A 24266-nucleotide genomic window follows, 5' to 3' on the forward strand; every position below is an offset into this window, starting at 1 on the left:
ATTGGTGCTATAAAGCTAAAGAATCTTTTTGTAAAACATCAGGCTGTTTGTTGATTAAGATGTTAGTTTGGAATTTACCATTATCACCACTCAATTGATAAGTGAAAGAATCATATTTTTTTAATCCCTTGTCGGACCGTAAATGTCTGTCATAAGGCAGGTAGATATTTTTGCCGAAAATATCGGTAGAGTTGGCGTGATCTATATAGAAAATAATGCTCGAATTGCCCGGAAGTTGATTGTTTGCACTGATGTAATTAGGGCTGTTAATTAAAAGGCGGTTACTGTTATAATTATTTAAGAATGAGGTAAGCGTACTTGCATTATTTGCGAATATCATGTAATTATCAAGGATGATGTAGAAAGGTCTTTTAAAATCTTCAAGTGGCAGCCCGAAATAAGCATATAGTATATCAGCTTCCTTTAATAGTTTAATTTCGTCGGTATAATCTACGCTCAAATCTATCAAAAGTTGCATGAGTTTATCGCCATTCGTTAAATTTATAGCCCCAATTTTTTCTGTTGTACTCAGCTGAAACGTGATCAACTGGTCTTTAAAGAATTTGGGGAAAATATCGTCCAGATTAAGGTGGTGTTTTGTGTTGATATCTGTGATCAATTTGGTTACTTTTTTATCCTCTTTTTTGCTTAAAAACCATTGATTTAATTTTTTTCTCCAGGGAAGGTAGCTGTCTATCGCAAAAATCGTGTAAGCAGCAGTATTGATGGGTAGGATGTTCTGGATACTGATCTTTTGCGGATGAAGATCAGAAAATAGGTTGTAATAATTGTTTGGATCGTTAGCTACAGTAGTACCTGTCAGTAGGATTTTGTCGTTGCTGTAATTATAAGTTAAAGCTGCAAATGAGTTTTGGTTGTTTAGGCTGGATAATTCTCCATTTAACTTACCGGCAACTATGTTTTTTAACAGTGCAGGAAGTATATTGAAATTAATATATAGTTGAGCAAGGTTGTTTTTATTGAAGCGGTTACTGGCCTGGATGTATTCAGCAAATTTATCTGTTTTGTCTTTTAAAGTTTTAGCTAAAACAGCGGTTACCTGCTGCTGGGAATTAGAAAGGGCAACAAGATTTCCTTTTATGCCTAGATAAAATATGGTGCTGTCTGCCAGTGTTAGCTTTTTGAGGTTGTTAAGGTCTTCTAATTGGGTTCCACTGACTTTTATAGAATGGATGAGCTGTGGAATATGGTTTGGGTTATTAAGTTGAGTAAGACATAAGAAGTCTATTTTCTGATTGCTTCCAGGAACAAGACAGAAGTATATGTTTTGGTTGTCTATGGCCTGACTTACTTTTGATAGGCTGAGCAGGTACTTTTTTAAGGAGCTCAGTTGCTGATATTTTTTATCGCCCAGAATTTCATTGAATAGATGTTGTTCTTTTAAGATATCGGTAATACCTTTTTCATTTTCAAAAGAAAATATAAAACCTGAGCTGGAGGTGGCGGCATACAAGCCAATGTCTGAAGTGTTGTGGTCGGCGTTTAGCTTGGAAAAATATAAATAAGCCATCGCAACAATGGCAATAAGCAATAGGATGATACTAATTAGAATCTTTTTCATGTGTTACTACAAATTTAACTGAATAGTTTGACTATTTAATTTAATCGTAGTGATTACTGGGGAAATGCTGTCAAGTTTGTTAATTTTGTGGTATAAAAGCCGATCTATCATGAGCAGACGTATTATCTTGACCGCATCTTTATTTGGTGCAATAGCCGTAATGTTTGGTGCCTTTGGTGCACATACTTTAAAGAATGTTTTAAGCGCGGGTAGTTTAGACATTTGGGCCAAAGGGGTTGAGTACCAGTTTTATCATACGTTGGCCTTGCTTTTTCTTTCGCAGCTTGCTATGAGGAATGAGAAACTGGTAAAATGGTCATATATCTTCTTTACACTTGGCATATTGCTTTTTTCAGGCTCGCTGTATTTGCTTGCGACAAGAGATATTTTAAACATAGGTTTTGTAAATTATATAGGTCCGATTACCCCAATAGGCGGTTTATGCTTTATCCTTGGATGGGCATTGTTATTTGTTAGTGCATTAAAAAAGAATTAACAATGGATGATGGGCTACTGGAATTTAAAGAGCGGGAAACACTTTTCGTAGAGGTTGTTTTACCTTTATCTTTATCTAAAAACTACATGTATCGTGTTCCGTTTGAATTGAACGAACACATCGCTGTTGGAAAACGCGTGGTCGTGCAGTTTGGGAAGAATAAAATTTATACGGCACTTGTTAAAAGTATTAGTCAAACGGCTCCTGAACATTATCAGGCGAAGTATATCATTGATGTAGTAGACGAACATCCGATAATTACTCAAAATCAATTGCAGTTGTGGGATTGGATGACTGGTTATTACCTGTGTAATGAGGGAGATGTGATGTCGGCCGCATTGCCTACAGGTTTAAAGTTAGCAAGTGAGACGATTATTGTAAGGAAGGATGATGCGCCGGTTGAGGAGGTGTTGACGGATAAGGAAACCATTCTAATCAATGCATTAAATAACCATCAGCGTTTAACCATTGACGATGTCTCTGCTTTGCTTGGACAAAAAACGGTGTACCCGATTATCAATTCGTTGCTCGAAAAGGACTTAATTTATATTGCCGAAGAGGTTGTAGAAAAATATAGGCCTTTATTAAAATCGTTTGTTTCTCTTAATTCCTTTTATCAGGAAGAGGAAAACCTCAAACAACTGTTTGAGATTTTAGAAAGAGCACCGAAGCAGTTGAATGCATTGCTGTCCTATATTAAGCTTTATAGGCAGATGAATTTAATTCCTAAGCATCAACTACTGGAAGATAGTGGTTGTGGACAGGCGGCCTTTAAAACGCTGGTGGATAAAGGGATATTTAAAGTTGATAAGCTGCCGGTAAGTAGGCTAAAAGAAAATGATGATGATTTTGTGTTAAATTTTGAATTGAGCGAAGCTCAGCACAAAGCTTTAACACAGGTTGAAACTGAGTTTGAGCAGAAGGATGTGGTGCTGTTGCACGGGATTACAGCTTCTGGTAAAACTCAGATTTATATTAAGTTAATTGAAAAGGCAATTGAAAAAGGTGGACAGGTTTTATTCTTGTTGCCGGAAATTGCTTTAACTACTCAGATTGTACAAAGGATTCAGCGCTATTTTGGCGATGCTATTGGCGTATACCACTCTAAATTTAACAACAATGAAAGGGTTGAGATTTGGAATAAGGTGCTGAATGGTAAGTATAGGGTTGTTTTAGGTGCCAGATCTGCCGTGTTTCTGCCTTTTAAAGAGCTGAAACTGATTGTGGTGGATGAGGAACATGAATCTTCTTTTAAACAGCAGGAACCATCGCCGAGGTATCAGGCAAGGGATGTGGCTGTTTATCTGGCGCATTTACATCAGGCAAAGGCCGTACTGGGTTCTGCTACGCCTTCGTTGGAAAGTTATTATAATGCGGTTAACCATAAGTATGGATTGGTAACTGTAAATGAGCGTTTTGGTGGAGTAGAATTACCACTGCATGAGGTGGTGAGTATCTCTGAAGAAACGAAGAAGAAAAAGATGGTTTCTTATTTTTCTGCTAAGTTGATTGATGGAATCGCGGATACGATAGCGCAAAAGGAACAGGTGATCTTGTTTCAGAATCGCCGTGGTTATGCCACTATTCTGATTTGTGCCACCTGTGGCTTTGCACCTAAATGTGTAAACTGTGATGTAAGTTTAACGTACCATAAAACCAGTGGTAAGCTACATTGCCATTATTGTGGGTATCATCAAAGTAGTATTAATGTATGTCCGGCTTGTGGTTCGGTACACATCGAGCAAAAAGGTTTTGGAACGGAAAGAGTGGAAGAGGAGTTAAGTCTGGTTTTTCCGGATGCCAAAATTGCACGATTGGATGTGGATAGTACCAGAACCAAGAATGGCTTACAGCAGATTATCTCTGATTTTCAGGAAAAGAAGACGGATATTTTGATTGGTACGCAGATGGTTGCCAAAGGTTTGGATTTTGATAACGTGACGCTGATTGGGGTAATTAATGCTGATACGCTATTCAATTATCCTGATTTCAGGGCATTTGAGCGGAGTTATCAGCTGCTTGCTCAGGTTGCTGGCCGTGCCGGAAGAAGGAATAAGCAGGGTAAGGTAATTATACAGGCTTACGATGATTCGCATCGGATCATTAAGCAGGTGATAGAAAACAAGTATCTTGAAATGTATAATGAGGAGCTTGCTGAGCGTAAAATGTTCCATTATCCTCCTTTTACCAGGTTGATATTTATCAATATTAAGCATAAGGACCAGGATCTTTTAAATGTTGCAGCTCAACGTTTTGCTTCGACCTTAAGGGCGCAGTTGGGGAAACGGGTATTGGGACCAGAGCAGCCTATTGTAGCGCGGGTAAGGAATTATTACATCAAACAGGTGATCATCAAAAGTGATAAAGATACTTCCATCCAGAAAGTTAAATCCATTCTGAAAGATACCATCTTACAATTTCAAAGCGAAAAGGATTACAGGAGCGTAAACATACAGGTTGATGTTGATCCTTACTAGATTTTATTGGGATTGATCCTGTGTCAATTAGACTTCGTTAGCTTATTTAGGCCCGAAAAGATTGAGTTATTAGTTTTCAAATCGTTAAATTTGGGGTGAAATGGCATACAAGTTTGTTGATAATTACAGAGAGCAGGGGGCGAGGAAACGTTTGGTAGTTCACCTCGAGTCGAGAGGGATAGCAGATAAGAGAGTACTTAAGGCTATAGGGAAAATACCACGACATTTCTTTTTTGATGAAACCTTTTGGAATCAGGCTTATAAGGACATCGCGTTCCCTATAGGTGATGGACAAACTATTTCTCAGCCATATACTGTCGCTTATCAAAGCGAGCTGCTTCATATTAAAAAAGGCGATAAGGTTTTGGAAATTGGAACAGGTTCCGGTTATCAAACTTGCGTGTTGATGGAGTTAGGTGCAAATGTTTATACGATAGAGCGTCAGGAAAGCATATACCGACACACCATACGGGTTTTACCAGGAATGGGTTATAATGCGCATTTCTTTTTTGGTGATGGATCTAAAGGAATTGCTGAGCATGCTCCTTATGATAAGATCATTGTAACTGCGGGTGCTCCGTTTGTACCTGAGACATTACTGAAACAGCTTAAAATTGGCGGAATATTGGTGATCCCGGTAGGTGATGAGAATTCGCAAAAAATGGTAACGGTAATCCGAATCAATGAAACAGATTATGACAGGATTGAACTGGATACTTTTAGGTTTGTACCGCTAGTGGGTGACCAGGCTTGGTAAAGGCTGATTAAGCCTTCATTGCCCGGTCCATTTCTCTTTTAGATTCCCTGTCTTTGATACTGTCTCTTTTGTCGAACTCTTTTTTACCTTGTGCCAGTGCTATTTCTAGCTTAGCAAAACCTCTTTCATTGGTGAATATTCGCAAAGGAACTATGGTATAGCCCTTTTCCTCACTTTTTGCCTTCAGCTTTTTAAGTTCTTTTTTATGGAGTAGCAGGATACGGTCGCGCTTAATTTCATGGTGATGAAAAGAGCTGTGACTATATTCTGATACATGTAGGTTTCTTATATAAAGGACGTTACCAATAAACATGCAGAAAGCATCTGTCATATTGGCCTTACCTTGTCTTATCGCTTTTATTTCGGTACCTAAAAGGGCTATTCCGGCATTATATTTTTCAATAATGTGGAAGTCGAAAAAGGCTCTTTTATTTTTTATCTGGACGTCGTTCTTCATAACAATCCGCTAATATCTCAATTTTATCTTACAATAAGGACAGGAATGGATACTTTATGGCGAACGGAATTAACTGTAGTGCCCAGGATTAAATCTTTTAAGCCTTTATGACCGTGTGCCCCCATCACTAACAGTTGCAGCTCGTTTTCGTTTGTAATGGCCACAATTGCTTTTACAGTGCCACCGTAACCGATGTGAGGGCTGGATTTATAACCCAATTCGGCCAGGTTATCACAGTATTTTTGAAGATTTTCGGTATCACTCACTGTTTCGTGATCTAATGCTGACTCTCCGTAATACTGTGCAGCGGCTGTTTCTACTACGTGTATCAGGTAATAATGCGCTCGTTTTCCTCCCTGTATAAGGGCGTGACGTATGGTATTGCGATCGTTTTTGGAGAAATCTACCGTGATACCTATGCGGGTGTAATCGATCTTTTCAACGTTTTCAATGTCCAGCGCCTCCCCATGTGGCACGTTGTTGTCGCTTTTTCTTAAGCGGACTACCAATGGATATACAAAGACATATAGTAAGAGTAAGCCTATTAATATTGCTACAGGAACTACCAGGGCATAAACGTACCAGTCTCCAGTAGATCCCCATGTTTTTATTTCTTCAATCACAAGTTTAACATTTAGGGATACAATGACGATAGCGCTTACCCAGGCCAAAACTTTTACCCATGGCTTTATGGCAAAGCCTTTCATTAACTTTTTATCTGATGTGAAGTGAATTAACGGGATGACCGCAAAGCCAAGCTGTAAACTTAAAACGACCTGGCTTAAAATGAGTAGTCCGCCCAATGCGTCGTCTCCGTACCATAGTATAGTTAGAAATGCAGGGATAATCGCGAGCAAACGGGTTATTAATCGGCGTAGCCATGGTTGTATGCGTAAATTAAGATGGCCCTCCATTACAATTTGTCCAGCTAAAGTCCCGGTAATGGTAGAGCTTTGACCTGCGGCAATTAAGGCGATGGCGAAAAGGGCGGGGGCTACATTACCAAATATATGTTGAAGGAGTTTATAGGCATCTTGTATCTCGGCGACTTCGTGTAAGCCATTCTTGTAAAATGCAGCTGCAGCAAGGATGAGTATAGCGGCATTGACAAAAAATGCAAGGTTTAAAGCGACTGCAGTATCAATGAAATTGAATTTTATAGCTTCTTTGATGCCCTTTTCGTCGCGTTCAAATTTACGGGTTTGTACCAGCGATGAGTGTAGGTATAGGTTATGTGGCATCACGGTAGCTCCAATGATACCTATTGCAATGTATAGTGCTTCCCCAGATAGCATAGAAGGTTCAAACCCACGTGCTATTTCTTTAAGTGAGGGCTCTACGATAAACATTTCGACTAGAAAGGATATGCCGACGATAAATACCATGGAAACAATAAACGCTTCCATTTTACGCATGCCTTTGTTGAGCAGAAAAAGGAGTAAAACGGTGTCGAATATGGTAATGCTGATACCCCAGATTAAGGGTAAGCCGAAGAGTAGATTTAATCCAATGGCCATCCCTATGATTTCGGCTAGGTCGCAAGCTACAATTGCCGTTTGGGCTAATCCAAACAAAGGTATGTTGATCCATTTTGGATAAGCATTTCTGGAAGCCTGAGCAAGATCGAGCCCTCTCACAATTCCTAAACGGGCACTGAGCGATTGCAATAGTAGCGCGATAAGGTTTGACATGAGTAGTACCCAGATTAACTGGTAACCAAATTTACTACCTCCGGCAATATCTGTTGCCCAGTTGCCGGGGTCCATATAACCAACACTTACTAAGTAGGCTGGTCCAATAAAAGAAAGAATGCGTTTCCAGCCGGTACGTTTGCTTGTATCTACACTCTGATGTACTTCGCTTAAGGATTGGGGGGCTTTATGTTCGGCTTTCATGTTATAGTTTAATGAGGATATGTTTGGCAACTTCTCGACTTACACTGATTCTTTTTTCTTCTAACATCAATTCCACAGAGCCATCAAAATCAGTGATTTCTTCTATTATAAGTTTTTTTCCTAGGGTTAGCCCTAGCTTTTCAAGATGCTTTAAAAATATAGATGAATGTTCACTAACACCCATAATTAAGCCTTGTTCACCTGGTTTGAGTTTGTTCAGTTTTGTAAATGGGATAGAATCAAATTGTCCGTTTTTATCGGGAATAGGATCGCCATGCGGGTCGCTTTTGGGGAATGCCAGAAATTCATCCAGTCGTTCGATCAGCTCAACAGATTGAATGTGTTCCAGGTCTTCGGCAATATCGTGGACTTCGTCCCACTTAAAGTTTAGTTTTTCTACCAGGAAAACTTCCCATAAACGATGTTTCCTTACAATATTAATAGCGGCTGATTTGCCAGTTGGTGTTAGTTTAACACCTTGATATTTTTTATAGTCGATCAATTGCTTATCTGCCAGTTTTTTTATCATATCGGTAACAGAGGCAGCTTTGGTCTGCATTTTTTCTGCAATTGCATTTGTTTGCACGGCTTCGTCGGTGTTTTGCGACAAATGGTATATGATTTTCAGGTAGTTCTCTTCTGTGAATGACTGCATTTTTGTTCGACTAACTATATGTTTAGACAAATCTAAAAAAATAGAAGAGAAATAAACTATAAATAATGGGTTTTTTTTTAGAATAAAATTTGGTGTGTAATACATTCTTATTCTATCTTTGGATATACTTTAAAATAATGGCGACAGAACTAGATAAAACGGATTTTAAGATTCTTAAATTGTTACAGGAAAATGGTAGGATGACCAACCTGCTTTTATCTCAGGAGATTGGACTTTCACCGGCCCCAACATTGGAAAGAGTAAGGAAACTGGAGGTTTCGGGTTTTATTAAAAGTTATCATGCCTTAGTTGATGAAGAGAAACTAGGCTTAGGAATAAAAACCTTTATCCAGGTTCAACTGGATTTTCATAAGAACAATACCATTCAGATTTTTCTGGATGAGGTAAATCAGATTAAAGAGATTACGGAATGTCACCATGTGACAGGGCAGGCTGACTTTTTATTGAAGGTGTATGTGAATGATATTAAAGCTTACGAGCGTTTGATTATGGATAAAATCAGTAAAATATCTGTAGTGAAAACTTTTCAGACGATGATGATCATGTCTACAACCAAGAAAGAACCTATCGTTCCTTTGGAATACTAGATTTAAGAATTAGACAAAAGCGCCTGTATCAAATATGATGCTGGCGCTTTTGTTTTATATGCACTTCGTCATCCTGAATTTATTTCAGGACCTCTCACCTGCAAAGTAACCCATCTCTTGCGAGGTCCTGAAATAAATTCAGGATGACGACCGGCTAAGCATGACGTTAATCAATTTGCCAGTTGATTGGACTTTGTCCTTGTTCAAATAATTTAGCATTGGTTTTTGAAAAGGGGCCAGTCCCCAAAAAGCCATTGTAGGCTGAAAAGGGGGAGGGGTGTGCTGCAGCAATGATCGTGTGTTTACTTTGATCAATTAATGCCGACTTATTTTGTGCATATCTTCCCCATAATAGAAAGATCAACCCTGTTCTTTTTTCAGACAGTTCACTAATAATTTTATCTGTAAAATTTTCCCAGCCTTGCTTTTGATGAGAGCCAGCTTCATGAGCTCTCACTGTTAATGTTGCATTTAATAATAAAACGCCCTCATCTGCCCATTGTGTTAGGTTGCCATGATTGGGAACCGTAAATCCCGGAATATCTGTTGCTAATTCTTTATAAATGTTTTTTAAAGATGGCGGTACCGTAATACCTTTTTGAACGGAGAAGGATAAACCATGTGCCTGTCCGGTACCATGATATGGGTCTTGCCCCAAAATAACTACTTTAACTTTGTCAAAAGGAGTATGGTTTAGTGCATTAAATATATCTTCACCTTTAGGGTAAATGGCATACCCTTTTTGTTTTTCTTCAAGCAAAAAGGTTTTTAGTGTTTTCATATAAGGTTTTTCAAACTCATCGCTCAATACCTTTAACCAGCTTTCTTCTATGGAAACGGACATCTGTTATTTCTTTTTTTTGCTGAAATTATCAATTAAATCTGATTTTTGGTATTTAAACACGATATTTGCAGAAAAAAAATACAATAGAATATGCCAAATGTAGTTCGTCTTATTTTAGGTTTCGCAGTGTTGGGTGGCGCAATAGCGCTTATGATCTTCGGTTTTTGGGGATGGGGCATTTTGGCCATCTTGATAAGCATCTTAATTATAGTTACTTATTTCTTTAATGAGAATATGTTATTGGCTCAGTGGTTTCTGAGAAAAGATAATATGGGTAAAGCTGAGGCTTACTTAAATAGAATAACCAATTACGAAAAGCAATTGATTAGAGTACAACACGGTTATTACAATTTATTGATTGGTTTGATTGAATCAAGAAAAGCACCAATGCAGTCAGAGAAATACTTTAAGAAAGCACTTTCTTTAGGAATGCATATGGATCATAACGTTGCACTGGCAAAGTTAAGCCTTGCAGGAATTGCAATGGCTAAAAGAAATAAACGCGAAGCGACAATGTATTTATCTGAAGCGAAGAAAGCAGATAAGAGTAAGTTGCTAGCTGACCAGATTAAACAAATGAAAGATCAGCTGGGAATGATGGATAGACAACAGCAAGTAAGATACAGGTAATTAGATTATGAAATATAGTAAAGGCCACATGCAAATGTGGCCTTTTATTTTTCACTCAATCTATCAAAGTTTTCGTTCTCTTCATAGTAAGATCCTCTGCTGATGATATCGTCTTCCATCTCATTTTTGGCTCTGCTAAAGAACAATTGCTCCGATTGTATCCTTGTGATCAACTGACGGATTAAAGTCAGGTCAAAGGCTTCTTTGTTTAGTTTTATACAGTATTCGTTCTCTGTGATTTCTAGGATTGAACTGTTCATATATTTATAATTTTAATATATGTAAAAATAAAAAAAAGCCTACTACAGTTGTTGTAGCAGGCTTTTAAGTTATTGTTATCTTTATGTTAAGCGAACCAGGCGGTCACATCTTCTTTCGAAGGCATGGTTAATTCCAGTTTCAGCTTTTTACGCATTCCACCCAAATCATTAAATACCTTGTTCGGGTTTGCTGCTTTCAGTTCCTCTATCGTATTGATGTTCATTTTTCTGATCACCTGAACCCATTCGGCAGGAATACCAGCATTTACAAAATCTTCATCTGTTGTTACTTTAGCTTTCTTCTCTGGTCTCATTTGAGGGAAGAACAATACTTCTTGTATGGTCGACTGGTTGGTCATTAGCATCACCAAACGGTCAATACCTATACCTAAGCCTGAAGTAGGAGGCATGCCATATTCCAACGAGCGAATAAAATCTTCGTCCATAGCCATTGCTTCATCATCGCCTCTTTCTGCAAGTTTTAACTGTTCTACTAAACGCTCACGTTGATCAATAGGATCGTTTAACTCCGAGTAAGCATTACCAATTTCTTTACCCATTACGAATAACTCAAAACGCTCGACTAAGCCTTCTTTGCTTCTGTGTTTTTTAGCAAGTGGGGTCATTTCAATCGGATAATCTGTAATGTATGTTGGCTGGATCAGATTGGCTTCAACTTTTTCACTGAAAAGTTCATCAACAAGCTTTCCTTTACCCATGGTCGCATCGGTTTCAATGTTCAGGCTTTTGCAGGTTGCTTGAAGTTCTTCCTCTGTCATGTTGGATACATCAATACCAGTATATTTCTGGATCGATTCGTACATGGTTAGTTTTTCGTAAGGACCTTCAAAATTGATTTCATGGTCACCAACTTTTACTACAGACGTTCCGTGGATGGCTAAAGCAACTTTTTCCAGACATTCTTCTACCATTCCCATCATCCAGATGTAGTCTTTATAAGCTACATAGATTTCCATAGAAGTAAACTCAGGGTTATGGGTTCTGTCCATCCCTTCATTTCTGAACATCTTTCCGAACTCATAAACACCATCAAAGCCTGCAACGATTAGCCTTTTTAAGTACAATTCGTTAGCTATGCGCAGGTAAAGTGGCATATCCAGGGTATTGTGATGCGTAGCGAAAGGACGTGCAGCAGCACCACCATGGATAGGCTGAAGAATTGGAGTTTCCACTTCCATCCATCCCTGGTTATCAAAATAGTTACGCATGGTGTTGATCACCTTAGAGCGGTTGATGAAGATCCGCTTAAAGCCTGGATTTACAGTAAGATCCACATAACGCTGCCTGTAGCGCATTTCCGGATCAGTAAAGCCATCATATATATTACCATCTTCATCGCGTTTAACAACTGGAAGGGGTTTTAATGCTTTAGACAATAAGGTCAGTTCTGTAACGTGAATAGAGATCTCGCCAGTTTGTGTAGTAAATACATAACCTTTAACACCAATAAAATCACCCAGATCCATTAGTTTTTTAAATACGGTATTGTACAGGGTTTTATCTTCATCAGGACAAAGGTCATCTCTCTTTAAATAAACCTGTATTCTGCCTGTTGAATCTTGTAGTTCTACAAAGGAAGCACTACCCATAATACGACGGCTCATGATACGACCAGCGATACTGATGTTCTTATAGGCTGTTTTATCCCGTTCGTAGTTCGCTAATATGTCTGCAGCATTGGCATTGATTTCAAATGCTTCGGCAGGGTAGGGATTGATCCCAAGCTCACGTAATTGGTTTAACGAATTACGGCGCAATACTTCTAGTTCTGATAGTCCTGTACTCATATATTTTTTGTATCTGGCATCAAGCCTGATAGCTGATTTTTTAAAAATTAAAATTAGGCAAAAATAGGGATTTACCTCAGTTCTTTATGTCGATTGGACTAAGAAACGTAAAATATTTTAAAGCCGCTTAATCTGCATCAATGGCCTCTGCATACATTTCATTGATCGGTCCGGCATACCTTGCTTCAATAATTTTGCGTTTTGGCTTCAAGGTTGGTGTAATTTCACCCTCTTCAAGGCTAAAAGGATTTCGTTTGATCTTAAAGTTTTTAATGCGTTCAAACTTGGCCAGTTCGTTGGAAAGTTTCCTGATGTCTTGCCCAATCCAGTCGAGGATTTCTTTTTCATCGATAAATATTTCAGGTTTTTGGAAGAAAGATTCAGGTAATTTGAATACCTCCTGCAGGTTTTCCTTATTCGGGATGATGATTGCAGTCAGGTATTCGCGTTTATCACCTATTAGAAAAACCTGATCTACCTTTAGGCTTTTCATATAAATACTTTCTACCGGTGTAGGATAAACATTCTTACCATAAGCATTTACAATCATGTTTTTTAAACGATCTGTAATTTGCAGGTTTCCTTTGTAAAAACGGCCGATATCGCCAGTGTGGAACCAATTGTCTTTGTCAATGGCCTCAGCAGTCTCGGCAGGTTTGTTAAAGTAGCCCTTCATTACACAGTGACCTCTGACAATAATTTCGCCTTCTTCACATTCAAAATTTTCCTCAAAGGTTTCATGAGTTTGAATATTGATTATTTTCTTTGATTCCACATTCTGAATACCAATTTCAATACCAGGGATTACTCTTCCAACGGTACCATAAACTTGTCTGTGGAATTCTGTAACAGCCATTACAGGCGATGTTTCTGTTAAGCCGAAACCTTCAAGTATTTTAATGCCCAGATTTCCGAAGAATTCACCCACGTTTTTAGGCAGTGCAGCTCCTCCAGAGATCATGAATTTTAATCTGCCTCCTGTTTTTTCTTTGATTTTGCTAAAAACCAATTGCTCAGCCAATGTTTTCTTTGCACTGAGTATCATTCCTGGATTTTTGCCCGCTTCTTTGATTCTTCGATATTCCTGACCTATTTCTAGCGCCCAAAGGAATATTTTGGCTTTTAGTCCGCCACCTGCTGTACCACTTTTAATGGCTTTATCGTGAATCTTTTCTAGTAGTCTGGGTACACAACTCATTACCGTTGGTTTGATCTCAGCCATGTTTTTAGCCAAGAGTTCCAGGCTTTGCGCATAAGCTATTTTACAACCCTGTGCACAGCAAACATGGTAAGTTGCGGTACGTTCAAATACGTGTGATAAGGGGAGGAAAGAAAGAAAAGTTTCTGTTTCGTCTATTACGGGGATTTGCTGTAGGCACACTTTTACATTTTCAACGAAGTTACTGTGTGTTAGCATTACGCCCTTGGGAGTGCCAGTAGTGCCAGAAGTATAGATTAGGGAAGAAACATCGGCAGGACGTACACTATTGCGGATTTTGTCGATTTCTTCAAGCTGATCTGGGCTTAGTTTTGTTGCAGTAGCAAGTAGCGCATCAAAGCTGACCACCTGAGCCTTTAAATCTTCTGGTACAGCAACTTTTGTATATTCTGGGAAAGCGGGTATAATGTATTCCAGATGCCTGCAATTATCTGCTATTTTGAGTATCTTTTTATACAGAAATGTATTGCCTATAAGGATAGCCCGCATACCCGAATCGTTTACGATATAAGCAACTTCTTGTTCGGATAGGGTAGGATAAATAGAGACATTGATAGCGCCTATCTGCTGAATTCCCTGATCGTAATAGACATATTCGGGAGAGTTCTCAATCATCAGGCCCATTCTATCACCTTTGGTGATGCCTTTGGCTAGGAAAAATGCGGAGATAGCATCAGCACAATCCAGGGTATGTTTATAAGAAATCTCTTCCCATTCTGTATTGTTTTTATGGATGAGGAAGGTTTCTTCTGGTTTGTGAATGTTTGCGACTACGTTTCTCAATAAACTTGGGATCGTAGAGTGCTCATTAAATAATTCCATAGGTATAGGTTTGGTTGCTCATAAAAATAGGCCGGTACAGATTAAACTGTACCGGCCTATGTAAATATAATAATTGTATTTTAAACGGAGAAACTCTCGCCGCAACCGCAGGAGCGACTTGCATTGGGATTATTAAAGTTAAACCCCTTTCCATTTAAACCATCAGAAAAATCAAGCTCAGTTCCTGCCAAATAAAGGAAGGATTTCATGTCAAGCGCAATTCTGATGCCTCTATCTTCAAAAAACTGATCTCCAGAATTTTCTTCGTTATCAAAGTCGAGATTGTAGGATAATCCTGAACATCCTCCGCCTTTGACAGATACACGCAAAAAATAGCTGGCATCCATTCCCGACTCTTGCATTAACTGGTCGATTTTGCTTTTTGCTTTATCAGTGATCGTAATCATTTTCTTAGAGATTTATTTGAAATATTAGATAGGAAACCAGATGCCTCCAATCTCATACTTCAATCTAATTAATGGTGTGACTTAGGCATTTCAATTGGTGCCATGCCATTTTTAACACGGTAATCGTTGATTGCAGATTTAATTGCATCCTCTGCTAATACTGAGCAGTGAATTTTTACCGGTGGTAAAGCTAATTCTTCAACGATATCCATGTTGTCTATTGTTAAAGCTTCATCAATACTTTTACCTTTTAACCATTCTGTAGCTAATGACGAAGATGCAATTGCAGATCCGCAACCAAATGTTTTGAATTTAGCATCGGTAATCATGTTGTTTTCATCAACTTCGATTTGCAAACGCATTACGTCACCGCACTCTGGTGCGCCAACAAGGCCAGTACCTACTGATTTGCTGTCTTTATTTAAAGTACCAACGTTTCTTGGATTGGTATAATGTTCTATAACTTTTTCTGAGTATGCCATTTTGTTTTTTTCTTAAACCTTTATATCAGGGTTAGTATAATATTTATTGGTGTGCAGACTAGTGTTCTGCCCACTCAATTTTGCTTAAATCAATTCCTTCTTTAAACATTTCCCAAAGTGGAGAAAGGTCTCTCAGGTGATTTACTGCTTTCTTAGTGTTCTCTATTGCGTAATCTATTTCTTCTTCGGTAGTAAAACGACCTAATCCGTAACGGATAGAAGAGTGTGCAAGATCATCTGATAAACCAAGACTTTTTAATACATAAGAAGGCTCTAATGAAGCAGAAGTACAGGCCGAGCCCGATGATACTGCTAAATCTTTCATCGCCATCATTAAGCCTTCACCTTCAACATATTTGAAAGAGATGTTAGCTACATGTGGTAAACGGTGTTGTGTATTGCCATTTACATAGCTTTCTTCAAGCTCAGTAAGTGCATTTTCTAGTTTATCTCTTAAAGCTGATAAGCGTTTAGCTTCTTCATCCATTTCTAAACGGCACAGTTCGCAAGCTTTTCCTAAACCTACAATACCTGGTACGTTTAAGGTGCCAGAACGCATACCACGCTCATGACCACCACCATCAATTTGTGCAGTTACTTTAACCCTTGGGTTTTTACGACGTACATATAATACACCAACACCTTTAGGACCATACATTTTGTGTGCAGAGAAAGCCATTAAGTCAATTCCGTCAGCATTTACATCTACAGGTATTTTACCTACAGCCTGTGTAGCATCAGTCATAAACAATGCACCAAATTTGTGTGCAATAGCAGCGATTTCTTTTACTGGTTGAATAACGCCAATTTCGTTATTTCCATACATGATGGTAACCAGGATAGTTTGTTCAGTCATGGCAGCTTCAAGCTCCTGAAGATCAATTAATCCATCCTCTTTTACTTTTAGATAGGTAACTTTAGCACCTAGTTTCTCTAAATGTTTACAAGTATCTAAAACTGCTTTATGCTCAGTTGTAGCGGTAATGATGTGGTTACCTTTTTCCTGGTACATTTCGAATACACCTTTAATGCCCAAGTTATCAGCTTCTGTAGCTCCTGAAGTGAAGATTACTTCTTTTTCAGTACAGCCAATTAATTTAGCAACTTGTTCACGGGCGTAGTCAACACCTTCTTCAGCAACCCATCCAAATGCGTGGTTACGACTTGCAGCGTTACCGAATTTGTTGGTGAAATAGGGCAACATCGCTTCCAGCACTCTAGGATCAAGAGGCGTGGTTGCGTTATTATCTAAGTAAATAGGAAGTTCCATTGTATATATTTGTTCTTTATAATAGACAAAGGTACGAAAAAAGATTGCCAACAATTATAAATAATAGCTATGACGGTATAGTTAAAACATGCATTTTTACATTTTTTTAACGTTTCAGAGAGATATGAATAAAATAGAGCATATAGGTATTGCGGTTAAAGACATGGAATTTTCTTGTTCGCTTTATGAACGTTTGTTGGGGGCGACCTGCTATAAAAAGGAAGAAGTAGTGTCTGAGGGGGTTAATACTGCCTTTTTTAAAACGGGCGTTAATAAGATTGAGTTGCTAACGGCAACTACTACTGATAGCCCCATTGCGAAATTTCTGGAGAAGAAGGGGGAGGGAATTCATCATATTGCTTTTGATGTGGATGATATTGTCGCAGAGATGGCCCGATTAAAAGCAGAGGGCTTTGTGTTGTTAAATGAAGAGCCGAAGTTTGGTGCTGATAATAAATTGGTTTGTTTTGTGCACCCGAAAGGGACAAATGGTGTTTTGGTAGAATTATGTCAGGAGCTGAAAAGTTAGGTTATGGATGATTTTAAATCGTTAAGCAGAATAGTCAATACAGATTTTGAGATTGAGGATATTACCTCAGAAACTTTGCTGCGGGAGCGACTGGTGGAAGCTTTTGCTTATTTGCTGGATAATGATATTTCTAAAATGATGAATATACTTTATCGTACGGATGTTAATGAAGAAAAATTAAAAGGACTTTTAATCAGTAATTCTAATTTACCCTCTGCAGAGGTTATTGCTGACGCCTATATCAGTAGACAAAAGGAGAAAGTTGAGACCAGAAAAAAGTATAGTCGATAATTTTTCCACACATGCTTGCTATTGAGAAATAAATTATTGATATTTGCATCCTTAAAAATAAGCGACAAATAAGTATATAATAATATAATATTAACATGAAAAAAGATCTGCATCCATCAAACTATAGATTTGTAGTATTTAAAGATATGTCAAACGAATATTCTTTTTTAACTAAATCTTGTGTAGATACTAAAGAAACTATCAAATGGGAAGATGGCAACGAGTATCCTTTATATAAATTAGAGATTTCTCATACTTCTCACCCTTTCTATACTGGAAAAATGAAATTGGTTGATACTGCTGGTCGTATCGATAAATTCAAAACTCGTTACGCTAAAAAGTAATTATACACAAATAAGAAATTATTTAAGTCCCGATGCGTTTGCTTCGGGACTTTTTTTATTTTTGTAGCTTATGATGATCAATTTATTTGATGACAACGCCTGGCAGTCCCTGCGGCCATTGTCTTTTACAAGGCCGGTTGCGGATCTTCGTGTAGGGATTTTAACTATAGCCGAAAAATGGCAGAAGCACCTGGCCGCTAAATGTGGTTTTGTTACTGAACCATATCTTTCTGTAAAATATCCTCCACTTATTGGGGCCGACTTGTATATCAATGGCTCAATATGCCCGGATGAAGCTTTGCTTGAAGCCATTACGGCGCTTCAAGTTGGTGAAGCACTTGAAAGGAACGAGGTGCTTATCGCTTATAAGATAAACGCAGGCGAAGTATACTATCCGGAAATTCATAAGCAGTTGCATACTAAAGTTTATCAGGGGACTTTTGTAAGGATCTTTGTCCCAGAAGATATTTTTAGATGTAATGATGTAGAGCTCGGGAGAGATTTTGACTTGCTTACCAAGGGGAGAACGAGTGTACAATTAAGCGGAACCAATACTTTTTTAGGGGATGATATTTTTGCGGAAGCTGGGGCCGAGGCTGAATGTTCTACGTTTAATAGTTTGAAAGGCCCTATCTATATAGGCGAAAATTCGCAGGTGTGGGAGGGTTGTCATATTAGAGGCTCTTTTGCATTGTGTAACAATTCGCAGATTAAAATGGGCGCAAAAATATATGGACAAACGACCATTGGTCCTTTTAGTCGTGTTGGTGGGGAGATCAATAATGCCGTAATCTGGGGTTATTCTTCTAAAGGACATGAAGGTTATTTGGGTAACGCGGTGATGGGACAATGGTGTAACATTGGCGCTGATAGCAATAATTCTAATCTGAAGAATAATTATGCTCCTGTTAAATTATGGGATTACGAGTTGGAGAGCTTTCGCGAAACTGGTTTGCAATTTTGTGGTTTAATTATGGCTGATCATGGAAAGTGCGGGATCAATACCATGTTTAATACTGGTACAGTTGCCGGGGTTAGTGCCAATGTTTTTGGTGATGGCTTCCCTAGAAATTTTATCCCTGATTTTGCATGGGGTGGAGCAAGTGGATTTGATGTGTATAATCTTCAAAAAATGTTTGAAACAGCGGATAAGGTTTATGAACGCAGAAATATGGAGTTTGACCAAACGGAAAAGGATATCTTATCGGCGATTTTCGAGATGACAAGTAAATACAGACCCTTTTAATCTTTAAATCAATCATACCAATTAATATAAAACCTACTAAATAACAATATATAATGAGAAAAAAAATAGTTGCAGGAAACTGGAAAATGAATCTGGATTATGCCAGTGGTATATCTTTATTTTCAGAAATAGTTAATATGGTAAGAGACGAAAAAAAGGGCGATCAGATCGCAATTATTTGCTCGCCATATATTCATTTAAACAGCCTTGCTAAATTAGGTGGGGAAGTGGTTAAGATCGGTGCGCAGAATTGTCACCAAAATGATAGTGGTGCATTTACAGGAGAGATTTCTGCTGGAATGATCAAGTCTGTTGGTTGTGAGTATGTGATCATAGGTCACTCAGAAAGACGTCAGTATTTTGCTGAAAGCAATGAATTGCTTGCTGAGAAAACCATTAAGGTACTGGAAAATGAACTTACTCCAATTTTCTGTATTGGTGAGACATTAGAAGAAAGAAATGGCAACATTTATTTTGAAGTGCTTAAAGCTCAATTAGAGCAGGGTGTTTTTGGATTAAGCACAGCTGATTTCTCTAAAATTGTTATCGCTTATGAACCTGTTTGGGCAATTGGCACAGGTTTAACTGCTAGTTCTGAGCAAGCTCAGGAAGTTCATGCTTTCATTAGAAATGAGATTGCGAACAAGTATACTGCTGAAGTAGCCGAAAATACAACTATTTTATATGGTGGAAGTTGCAATCCGAAAAATGCTGCCGAGCTTTTTGCTCAGAAAGATATAGATGGTGGTCTGATTGGTGGAGCATCACTAAAATCAAGAGATTTTGTTGACATTGTTAAAGCTTTTAATTCTTAATGAAGTATATACAGGTAACGTTCAGTTTTAATGCCATTGAGGAGTATCAGCAAGATCTTTTGATCGCTGATTTAGCCGATATAGGTTTTAATACTTTCGAAGAGATAGAGAATGATTTTGTTGCATTTATAGAGTTCAACACTTATAGTGAGGATACCCTTAAAGATGTGCTGAATCAATATGAGGGTGAGTTTCAATGCAGTTATGTAGTTGCAGAAATTGAAGGGAAGAACTGGAACGAAGAATGGGAGAAGAACTTTGAACCACTGATTATTGATGATCAGTGCTACGTTCGGGCTACCTTTCATGAGGCTAAACCCACATATGCTTATGAAATTATCATAGACCCAAAGATGGCCTTTGGTACGGGGCATCATCAAACAACTACCATGATGATGCAGTACATTCTGGCAACTGATGTTAAGGGTAAAGAAATTCTTGATATGGGTTGTGGTACAGCAATACTTGCCATACTCGCGGCTAAGAAGGGGGCATCAAAACTGGTTGCTATAGATAATGATGAAGTTTGTTACGAAAGTAGTATAGAAAATGCGGCATTAAACGGAATAGGTAATCTGGAAGCAATTTGCGGTGGGAAGGAAGTTATTCCTAACATCCAGTTTGATATCATTTTGGCTAATATCAATAGGAATATTCTGTTGGATCAGATTCCAACCTATGACACCGTATTGAAGTCGGATGGAAGTATTTTCTTCAGCGGATTTTATGAGTCTCCGGATCTGGAGATGATTAAGCAGGCCTGTGAACCTTTTGGAATTAGATATGTTAATCATAAGAAGATTGGGGAATGGGTAGCGGCTTATTTTAAAAAAGATTAATTGGTAATAGCGTATGCGTATACATTTTATAGCTATCGGCGGAAGTGCTATGCACAACTTGGCGATAGCTTTACACAAAAAAGGATACCAGGTAACAGGCTCAGATGATGTTATTTTTGAGCCATCCAGCAGCAGACTGGCGAAGCATGGTATTTTGCCAAAAGAAATGGGCTGGAATGAAGCTAATATTACGGCAGATTTGGATGCTGTGATTTTGGGAATGCACGCTTTGACTGATAATCCAGAGCTGTTAAAGGCTCAGCAATTGGGGCTGAAGATATATTCTTATCCTGAATACATCTATGAGCAGACGAAGGACAAATTAAGAGTAGTCATCGGAGGAAGTCATGGTAAAACAACCATTACTTCTATGATACTACATGTACTTAATTTTTACGAAAGGGATTTTGATTATTTGGTTGGAGCTCAGCTTGCTGGTTTTGATACCATGGTGAAGATTACTCATGAGGCACCTGTGATGATTATTGAAGGAGATGAATATTTGGCTTCTCCTATAGATAGAAGACCGAAATTTCATCTGTATAAGGCCAATCTGGCTGTAATCAGTGGTATTGCATGGGATCATATCAATGTATTTAAAACTTATGAGGATTATACCAGGCAATTTGAATTGTTTATTGATACCATTCAGCCGGGCGGAAAACTAATTTATTGCAATGCTGATCAAGATCTGAATAAGATCGTAGAGGAATCCACTGCCGATATTGAGAAGATTGGCTACGGAATTCCTGAACACATCGTAAAGGATGGCATCACTTATTTATTGCCGGACGAAATGCCGCTTAAGGTATTCGGAGATCACAATTTAATGAATCTTAACGCAGCTAAATTAATTTGCGCGCAACTTGGTATCAATAGTGATGCATTTGATCAGGCTATTGCTTCATTTACAGGCGCAGCTAAGCGTTTAGAGGGCTTATTAAACGTTGGGGAGACTAACGTTTATAAGGATTTCGCGCATTCGCCATCTAAATTAAAGGCTACCATTGAGGCTGTAAAGGCTCAATTTCCAAATAGGAAATTAGTAGCGTGTATAGAGTTACATACATTTAGTAGTTTAAATAAAAACTTTTTAGTTCAATATACGGATACAATGAAAGCTGCGGATACGGCGATTGTATATATTGATGAAAAAACTTTTCAGCATAAAAAACTTGAACCTTTTAGCAAAAAAGAGGTTCAAACAGCTTTTAAAAACGATGAATTGCACTTTTTTAATAATTCAGAGCTGCTTAGACAGTACCTGGTTAGTGTAAATTTTTATCGTACGAACTTACTTTTGATGAGTTCGGGGAATTTCGGGGGACTCGATCTCGTTAAATTGGCACGTGAGTTGAACACAGTTGAGCAAGGAATTTAATTACAAGATTACACACCTAAATTTATAATATGAATATCATTGGAAAAAACATTAGACAACTACGCCAAAAAAATGGCTGGAGCCAAGGGGAAGTGGCTAAACGTCTAAATATTTCAATCCCAGCATTCTCGAAAATCGAGACGGGTATCACAGATATTAACATCTCAAGACTTGCACAGATCGCTAACCTTTTTGAGGTTTCGACAATGGATATTATCTCCAAAGAAGGAGAAAACCCTCAGTCGCTTAATTTTGAAGAAATCAATAATTTGAAAGAAAAATTAGCACTAAGAGAAGAAGAGATCATTAAACTTCAAAAGAAGGTTATTGATCTTTACGAAGAAATAAGAGAAAAATAGATCTAAAAGATCTTACGCATAGTCAGGTGTCGCTTTCCAAAAGTGGCACCTGTTGCTTGATGAATAGAAAGCATCTTATCATTGAAATCACCAACCCAGGAAAGTTCGAGTTCATCATATTGATTCATTGGCAACACATACTCTTTAAGTTTAATAAATAAGGCTGATTCTAAGCCATGCTTTTGATAAGCAGATTTGGTACCCATCACGATAGCCCGCATTCTGTTTACACCTTTCCAGCGTCTATATACAAATTTAAGTTTTTCTATCAGTCCTAATTTTCCGTTAAATCCTTTGATCATCTGGTTGGCATCGGGAATAATAACGACAAATGAAGCGGGTTCTCCGTTGATGTAAGCAAACCAAATTAGTTTTTCATCCATGATGGTCTGCATCTTTTCAAAGCTCTCTTCCAGCGTCTCTTTTTTAATAGGTACGAAATTTTCAAAGTCTTTCCAGGCATCGTTGTAAACTTCCATCAGATCTGCCACATATTTTGCCGCATTCTTTTTCGAGAAATGCTCAAAAGTATATCCTGGTTTATTAGCTACCCAATTGGCAATTTTAGTAAATCGCTCCGGAAAGGGATTTCTTACCGCTAAATGATTGGTGATTTGTTGATACTCTGTTTTAAAGCCATAATCAGTAAAAAAGCTATGGTAGTAGGGGTGATGGTAATTCATGCCATATGAGGGCTGCGTAAAGCCTTCTACAAGCAATCCCCAGAAAGAATCATTCTCTCCAAAATTGATAGGACCATCCATGGCCTTCATTCCTTGCTCTTGTAACCAGGACTTGGCCGTGTCGAAAAGTAAAAAAGCAGCTCCTTTATCGTTTATGCATTCAAAAAAGCCCATGCCTCCGGTAGGTTGCTCGTATTGGTATGCTTTTTTATCATTTATAAAGGCTGCAATTCTTCCTATATAATTTCCATTGTCGTCCTGCAGTAGCCACCTGGTACATTTTCCATGTTGGAAAAATGGATTTTTATTACTGTCAAATATATTTTCAATATCCTGGTCCAGTGGGCAGATCCAATTCTTGTCATCTTGATATATAAAACGGGCAGTGGCTAAAAAATCTTTTCTGGAACGCTTTCCGGATACGGTGGTTATTTGCATTTTTCCTAATGGAATTAAAATAAAAAGCATCCCTTTAGAGGGATGCTTTATCAATAATTATTGTTTACCTGTTAATAGGTGTCGTCATCATCATCATCCGAACCAAAACTATCAAAGTTGTCCAGATCATCTAATGGCATGTCGAGGTCGTCATCTTCATCATCGTCGTATGATTTCTTTTTAGTTGTTTCTTCATACGAATCGTCCAGATCATTTTCTGGATCTTCTGCTTTGCTTTTGTTAATTGGTTTTTTTGGAGTTTTCATTACAAAAAATATAATTCCGTAAGGTTTTTATTTGATAAGTTAAATTTACTAAAAATCTTTTTAAATCAAAAGAACGATGTTTTTTTAAATTTTTAGCTGCTCAAAAGGGATCAAGCGGAATTCTTGGGGGGAAGGAAATAATTTCTTTCTTTTGCATTTGTAAACCAAACGACAATTTTTATTTTGAGTCAAGCCGAGCAAACCCTGATCAGTTTATTATTACCGGAAGGTATCCTGGATTATTTTGAGTTAACCCAAGTAGATAAAGCAGAAAAGATGCTGAACATCTACCTTGAAGAGAAGAATATAGCCCCCGAGGGTTATGATAAAAAGGATCTTGAATCCAAAGGATTCTTTCCAGAGGTTGGTATCCAAGACTTTCCTATTCGTGGCCAGAAAGTAGCCT

The 24266-nt window shown here is 38.1% G+C and carries 27 protein-coding genes; 14 read left to right on the forward strand and 13 right to left on the reverse strand.

Features of this window, described 5'->3' with window-relative positions:
- Nucleotides 1-7: 7 nt before the first annotated feature.
- On the reverse strand, nucleotides 8-1582 hold the full coding sequence (locus EZ444_RS17320; RefSeq protein WP_131610407.1) for a hypothetical protein: 1575 nt from the start codon (nucleotides 1580-1582) through the stop codon (nucleotides 8-10).
- A gap of 109 nt (nucleotides 1583-1691) precedes the next feature.
- Between EZ444_RS17320 and EZ444_RS17325 the strand changes: the two genes are divergently transcribed.
- From EZ444_RS17325 to EZ444_RS17335, 3 genes are all read left to right on the forward strand, one after another.
- On the forward strand, nucleotides 1692-2078 hold the full coding sequence (locus EZ444_RS17325) for a DUF423 domain-containing protein (protein ID WP_131610408.1): 387 nt from the start codon (nucleotides 1692-1694) through the stop codon (nucleotides 2076-2078).
- 2 nt (nucleotides 2079-2080) lie between these two features.
- On the forward strand, nucleotides 2081-4555 hold the full coding sequence (gene priA / locus EZ444_RS17330; protein WP_131610409.1) for a replication restart helicase PriA: 2475 nt from the start codon (nucleotides 2081-2083) through the stop codon (nucleotides 4553-4555).
- 100 nt (nucleotides 4556-4655) lie between these two features.
- The gene (locus EZ444_RS17335; RefSeq protein WP_131610410.1) at nucleotides 4656-5312 is read left to right on the forward strand and encodes a protein-L-isoaspartate(D-aspartate) O-methyltransferase; all 657 of its coding nucleotides are present in this window, start codon (nucleotides 4656-4658) and stop codon (nucleotides 5310-5312) included.
- A 7-nt stretch (nucleotides 5313-5319) separates the two neighbouring features.
- Here EZ444_RS17335 and smpB read toward each other — a convergent pair whose 3' ends face one another.
- Genes smpB through EZ444_RS17350 form a run of 3 tightly spaced genes read right to left on the reverse strand, consistent with a single transcriptional unit; the run spans nucleotide 5320 to nucleotide 8319 of the window.
- The gene (smpB, locus tag EZ444_RS17340; RefSeq protein WP_169472255.1) at nucleotides 5320-5769 is read right to left on the reverse strand and encodes an SsrA-binding protein SmpB; all 450 of its coding nucleotides are present in this window, start codon (nucleotides 5767-5769) and stop codon (nucleotides 5320-5322) included.
- A 23-nt stretch (nucleotides 5770-5792) separates the two neighbouring features.
- Nucleotides 5793-7664, reverse strand: a complete 1872-nt coding sequence (locus EZ444_RS17345) for an Nramp family divalent metal transporter (RefSeq protein WP_131610412.1) — start codon at nucleotides 7662-7664, stop codon at nucleotides 5793-5795.
- A gap of 1 nt (nucleotide 7665) precedes the next feature.
- Entirely contained in the window at nucleotides 7666-8319 is a 654-nt protein-coding gene (locus EZ444_RS17350; protein ID WP_131610413.1) for a metal-dependent transcriptional regulator, read from the reverse strand.
- 137 nt (nucleotides 8320-8456) lie between these two features.
- Between EZ444_RS17350 and EZ444_RS17355 the strand changes: the two genes are divergently transcribed.
- Entirely contained in the window at nucleotides 8457-8927 is a 471-nt protein-coding gene (locus tag EZ444_RS17355; RefSeq protein ID WP_015807383.1) for an Lrp/AsnC family transcriptional regulator, read from the forward strand.
- Nucleotides 8928-9093: 166 nt separating this feature from the next.
- Here the strand turns inward: EZ444_RS17355 and ung are convergent, their stop codons facing one another.
- The gene (ung, locus tag EZ444_RS17360; protein ID WP_131610414.1) at nucleotides 9094-9771 is read right to left on the reverse strand and encodes a uracil-DNA glycosylase; all 678 of its coding nucleotides are present in this window, start codon (nucleotides 9769-9771) and stop codon (nucleotides 9094-9096) included.
- A gap of 90 nt (nucleotides 9772-9861) precedes the next feature.
- Here ung and EZ444_RS17365 point away from each other — a divergent pair, with 90 nt between their 5' ends.
- The gene (locus EZ444_RS17365) at nucleotides 9862-10401 is read left to right on the forward strand and encodes a DUF2892 domain-containing protein (protein WP_131610415.1); all 540 of its coding nucleotides are present in this window, start codon (nucleotides 9862-9864) and stop codon (nucleotides 10399-10401) included.
- Nucleotides 10402-10445: 44 nt separating this feature from the next.
- Here the strand turns inward: EZ444_RS17365 and EZ444_RS17370 are convergent, their stop codons facing one another.
- From EZ444_RS17370 to EZ444_RS17395, 6 genes are all read right to left on the reverse strand, one after another.
- Entirely contained in the window at nucleotides 10446-10661 is a 216-nt protein-coding gene (locus EZ444_RS17370; RefSeq protein ID WP_131610416.1) for a hypothetical protein, read from the reverse strand.
- Between the two features lie 86 nt (nucleotides 10662-10747).
- Nucleotides 10748-12469 carry a lysine--tRNA ligase gene (gene lysS, locus EZ444_RS17375; RefSeq protein ID WP_131610417.1) on the reverse strand — a complete coding sequence of 574 codons (1722 nt, stop codon included), beginning with the start codon at nucleotides 12467-12469 and terminating at the stop codon, nucleotides 10748-10750.
- Between the two features lie 127 nt (nucleotides 12470-12596).
- Nucleotides 12597-14510 carry an AMP-dependent synthetase/ligase gene (locus EZ444_RS17380; RefSeq protein WP_131610418.1) on the reverse strand — a complete coding sequence of 638 codons (1914 nt, stop codon included), beginning with the start codon at nucleotides 14508-14510 and terminating at the stop codon, nucleotides 12597-12599.
- Nucleotides 14511-14590: 80 nt separating this feature from the next.
- Nucleotides 14591-14917, reverse strand: a complete 327-nt coding sequence (locus EZ444_RS17385; protein ID WP_131610419.1) for a HesB/IscA family protein — start codon at nucleotides 14915-14917, stop codon at nucleotides 14591-14593.
- Nucleotides 14918-14985: 68 nt separating this feature from the next.
- Entirely contained in the window at nucleotides 14986-15399 is a 414-nt protein-coding gene (gene iscU / locus EZ444_RS17390) for a Fe-S cluster assembly scaffold IscU (RefSeq protein ID WP_131610420.1), read from the reverse strand.
- A gap of 58 nt (nucleotides 15400-15457) precedes the next feature.
- Nucleotides 15458-16669 (reverse strand): IscS subfamily cysteine desulfurase, encoded by a 1212-nt coding sequence (locus EZ444_RS17395; protein WP_131610421.1) that lies wholly within the window; start codon nucleotides 16667-16669, stop codon nucleotides 15458-15460.
- 124 nt (nucleotides 16670-16793) lie between these two features.
- On the opposite strand from EZ444_RS17395, the gene mce reads away from it, so the two are divergent.
- From mce to EZ444_RS17435, 8 genes are all read left to right on the forward strand, one after another.
- Nucleotides 16794-17198, forward strand: coding sequence for a methylmalonyl-CoA epimerase (gene mce / locus EZ444_RS17400; RefSeq protein WP_131610422.1), 405 nt, complete (start codon nucleotides 16794-16796; stop codon nucleotides 17196-17198).
- A gap of 3 nt (nucleotides 17199-17201) precedes the next feature.
- The gene (locus EZ444_RS17405; RefSeq protein WP_131610423.1) at nucleotides 17202-17489 is read left to right on the forward strand and encodes a hypothetical protein; all 288 of its coding nucleotides are present in this window, start codon (nucleotides 17202-17204) and stop codon (nucleotides 17487-17489) included.
- 95 nt (nucleotides 17490-17584) lie between these two features.
- On the forward strand, nucleotides 17585-17833 hold the full coding sequence (locus tag EZ444_RS17410; RefSeq protein WP_084292318.1) for a type B 50S ribosomal protein L31: 249 nt from the start codon (nucleotides 17585-17587) through the stop codon (nucleotides 17831-17833).
- A 70-nt stretch (nucleotides 17834-17903) separates the two neighbouring features.
- Nucleotides 17904-19079, forward strand: coding sequence for a putative sugar nucleotidyl transferase (locus EZ444_RS17415; RefSeq protein WP_131610424.1), 1176 nt, complete (start codon nucleotides 17904-17906; stop codon nucleotides 19077-19079).
- A 53-nt stretch (nucleotides 19080-19132) separates the two neighbouring features.
- Nucleotides 19133-19894, forward strand: coding sequence for a triose-phosphate isomerase (gene tpiA / locus EZ444_RS17420; protein WP_131610425.1), 762 nt, complete (start codon nucleotides 19133-19135; stop codon nucleotides 19892-19894).
- Entirely contained in the window at nucleotides 19894-20733 is an 840-nt protein-coding gene (gene prmA / locus EZ444_RS17425; RefSeq protein ID WP_131610426.1) for a 50S ribosomal protein L11 methyltransferase, read from the forward strand. The genes tpiA and prmA overlap by 1 nt, the downstream gene beginning before the upstream one ends.
- A gap of 13 nt (nucleotides 20734-20746) precedes the next feature.
- On the forward strand, nucleotides 20747-22114 hold the full coding sequence (locus tag EZ444_RS17430) for a UDP-N-acetylmuramate--L-alanine ligase (protein ID WP_131610427.1): 1368 nt from the start codon (nucleotides 20747-20749) through the stop codon (nucleotides 22112-22114).
- 29 nt (nucleotides 22115-22143) lie between these two features.
- Complete coding sequence (locus EZ444_RS17435) at nucleotides 22144-22473, forward strand: helix-turn-helix domain-containing protein (protein WP_090786203.1); 330 nt, start codon at nucleotides 22144-22146, stop codon at nucleotides 22471-22473.
- A gap of 2 nt (nucleotides 22474-22475) precedes the next feature.
- Here the strand turns inward: EZ444_RS17435 and EZ444_RS17440 are convergent, their stop codons facing one another.
- Together EZ444_RS17440 and EZ444_RS17445 are read right to left on the reverse strand one after the other, a co-directional pair.
- Nucleotides 22476-23594, reverse strand: coding sequence for a GNAT family N-acetyltransferase (locus EZ444_RS17440; RefSeq protein ID WP_131610428.1), 1119 nt, complete (start codon nucleotides 23592-23594; stop codon nucleotides 22476-22478).
- Between the two features lie 71 nt (nucleotides 23595-23665).
- Complete coding sequence (locus tag EZ444_RS17445; RefSeq protein WP_090786207.1) at nucleotides 23666-23860, reverse strand: hypothetical protein; 195 nt, start codon at nucleotides 23858-23860, stop codon at nucleotides 23666-23668.
- 183 nt (nucleotides 23861-24043) lie between these two features.
- Between EZ444_RS17445 and EZ444_RS17450 the strand changes: the two genes are divergently transcribed.
- The coding region (locus EZ444_RS17450) for an ISAon1 family transposase N-terminal region protein (RefSeq protein WP_455430285.1) at nucleotides 24044-24266 on the forward strand (223 nt) is incomplete at its 3' end.

Source organism: Pedobacter hiemivivus (assembly GCF_004331685.1).
GTDB classification, from domain to species: Bacteria; Bacteroidota; Bacteroidia; order Sphingobacteriales; family Sphingobacteriaceae; genus Pedobacter; species Pedobacter hiemivivus.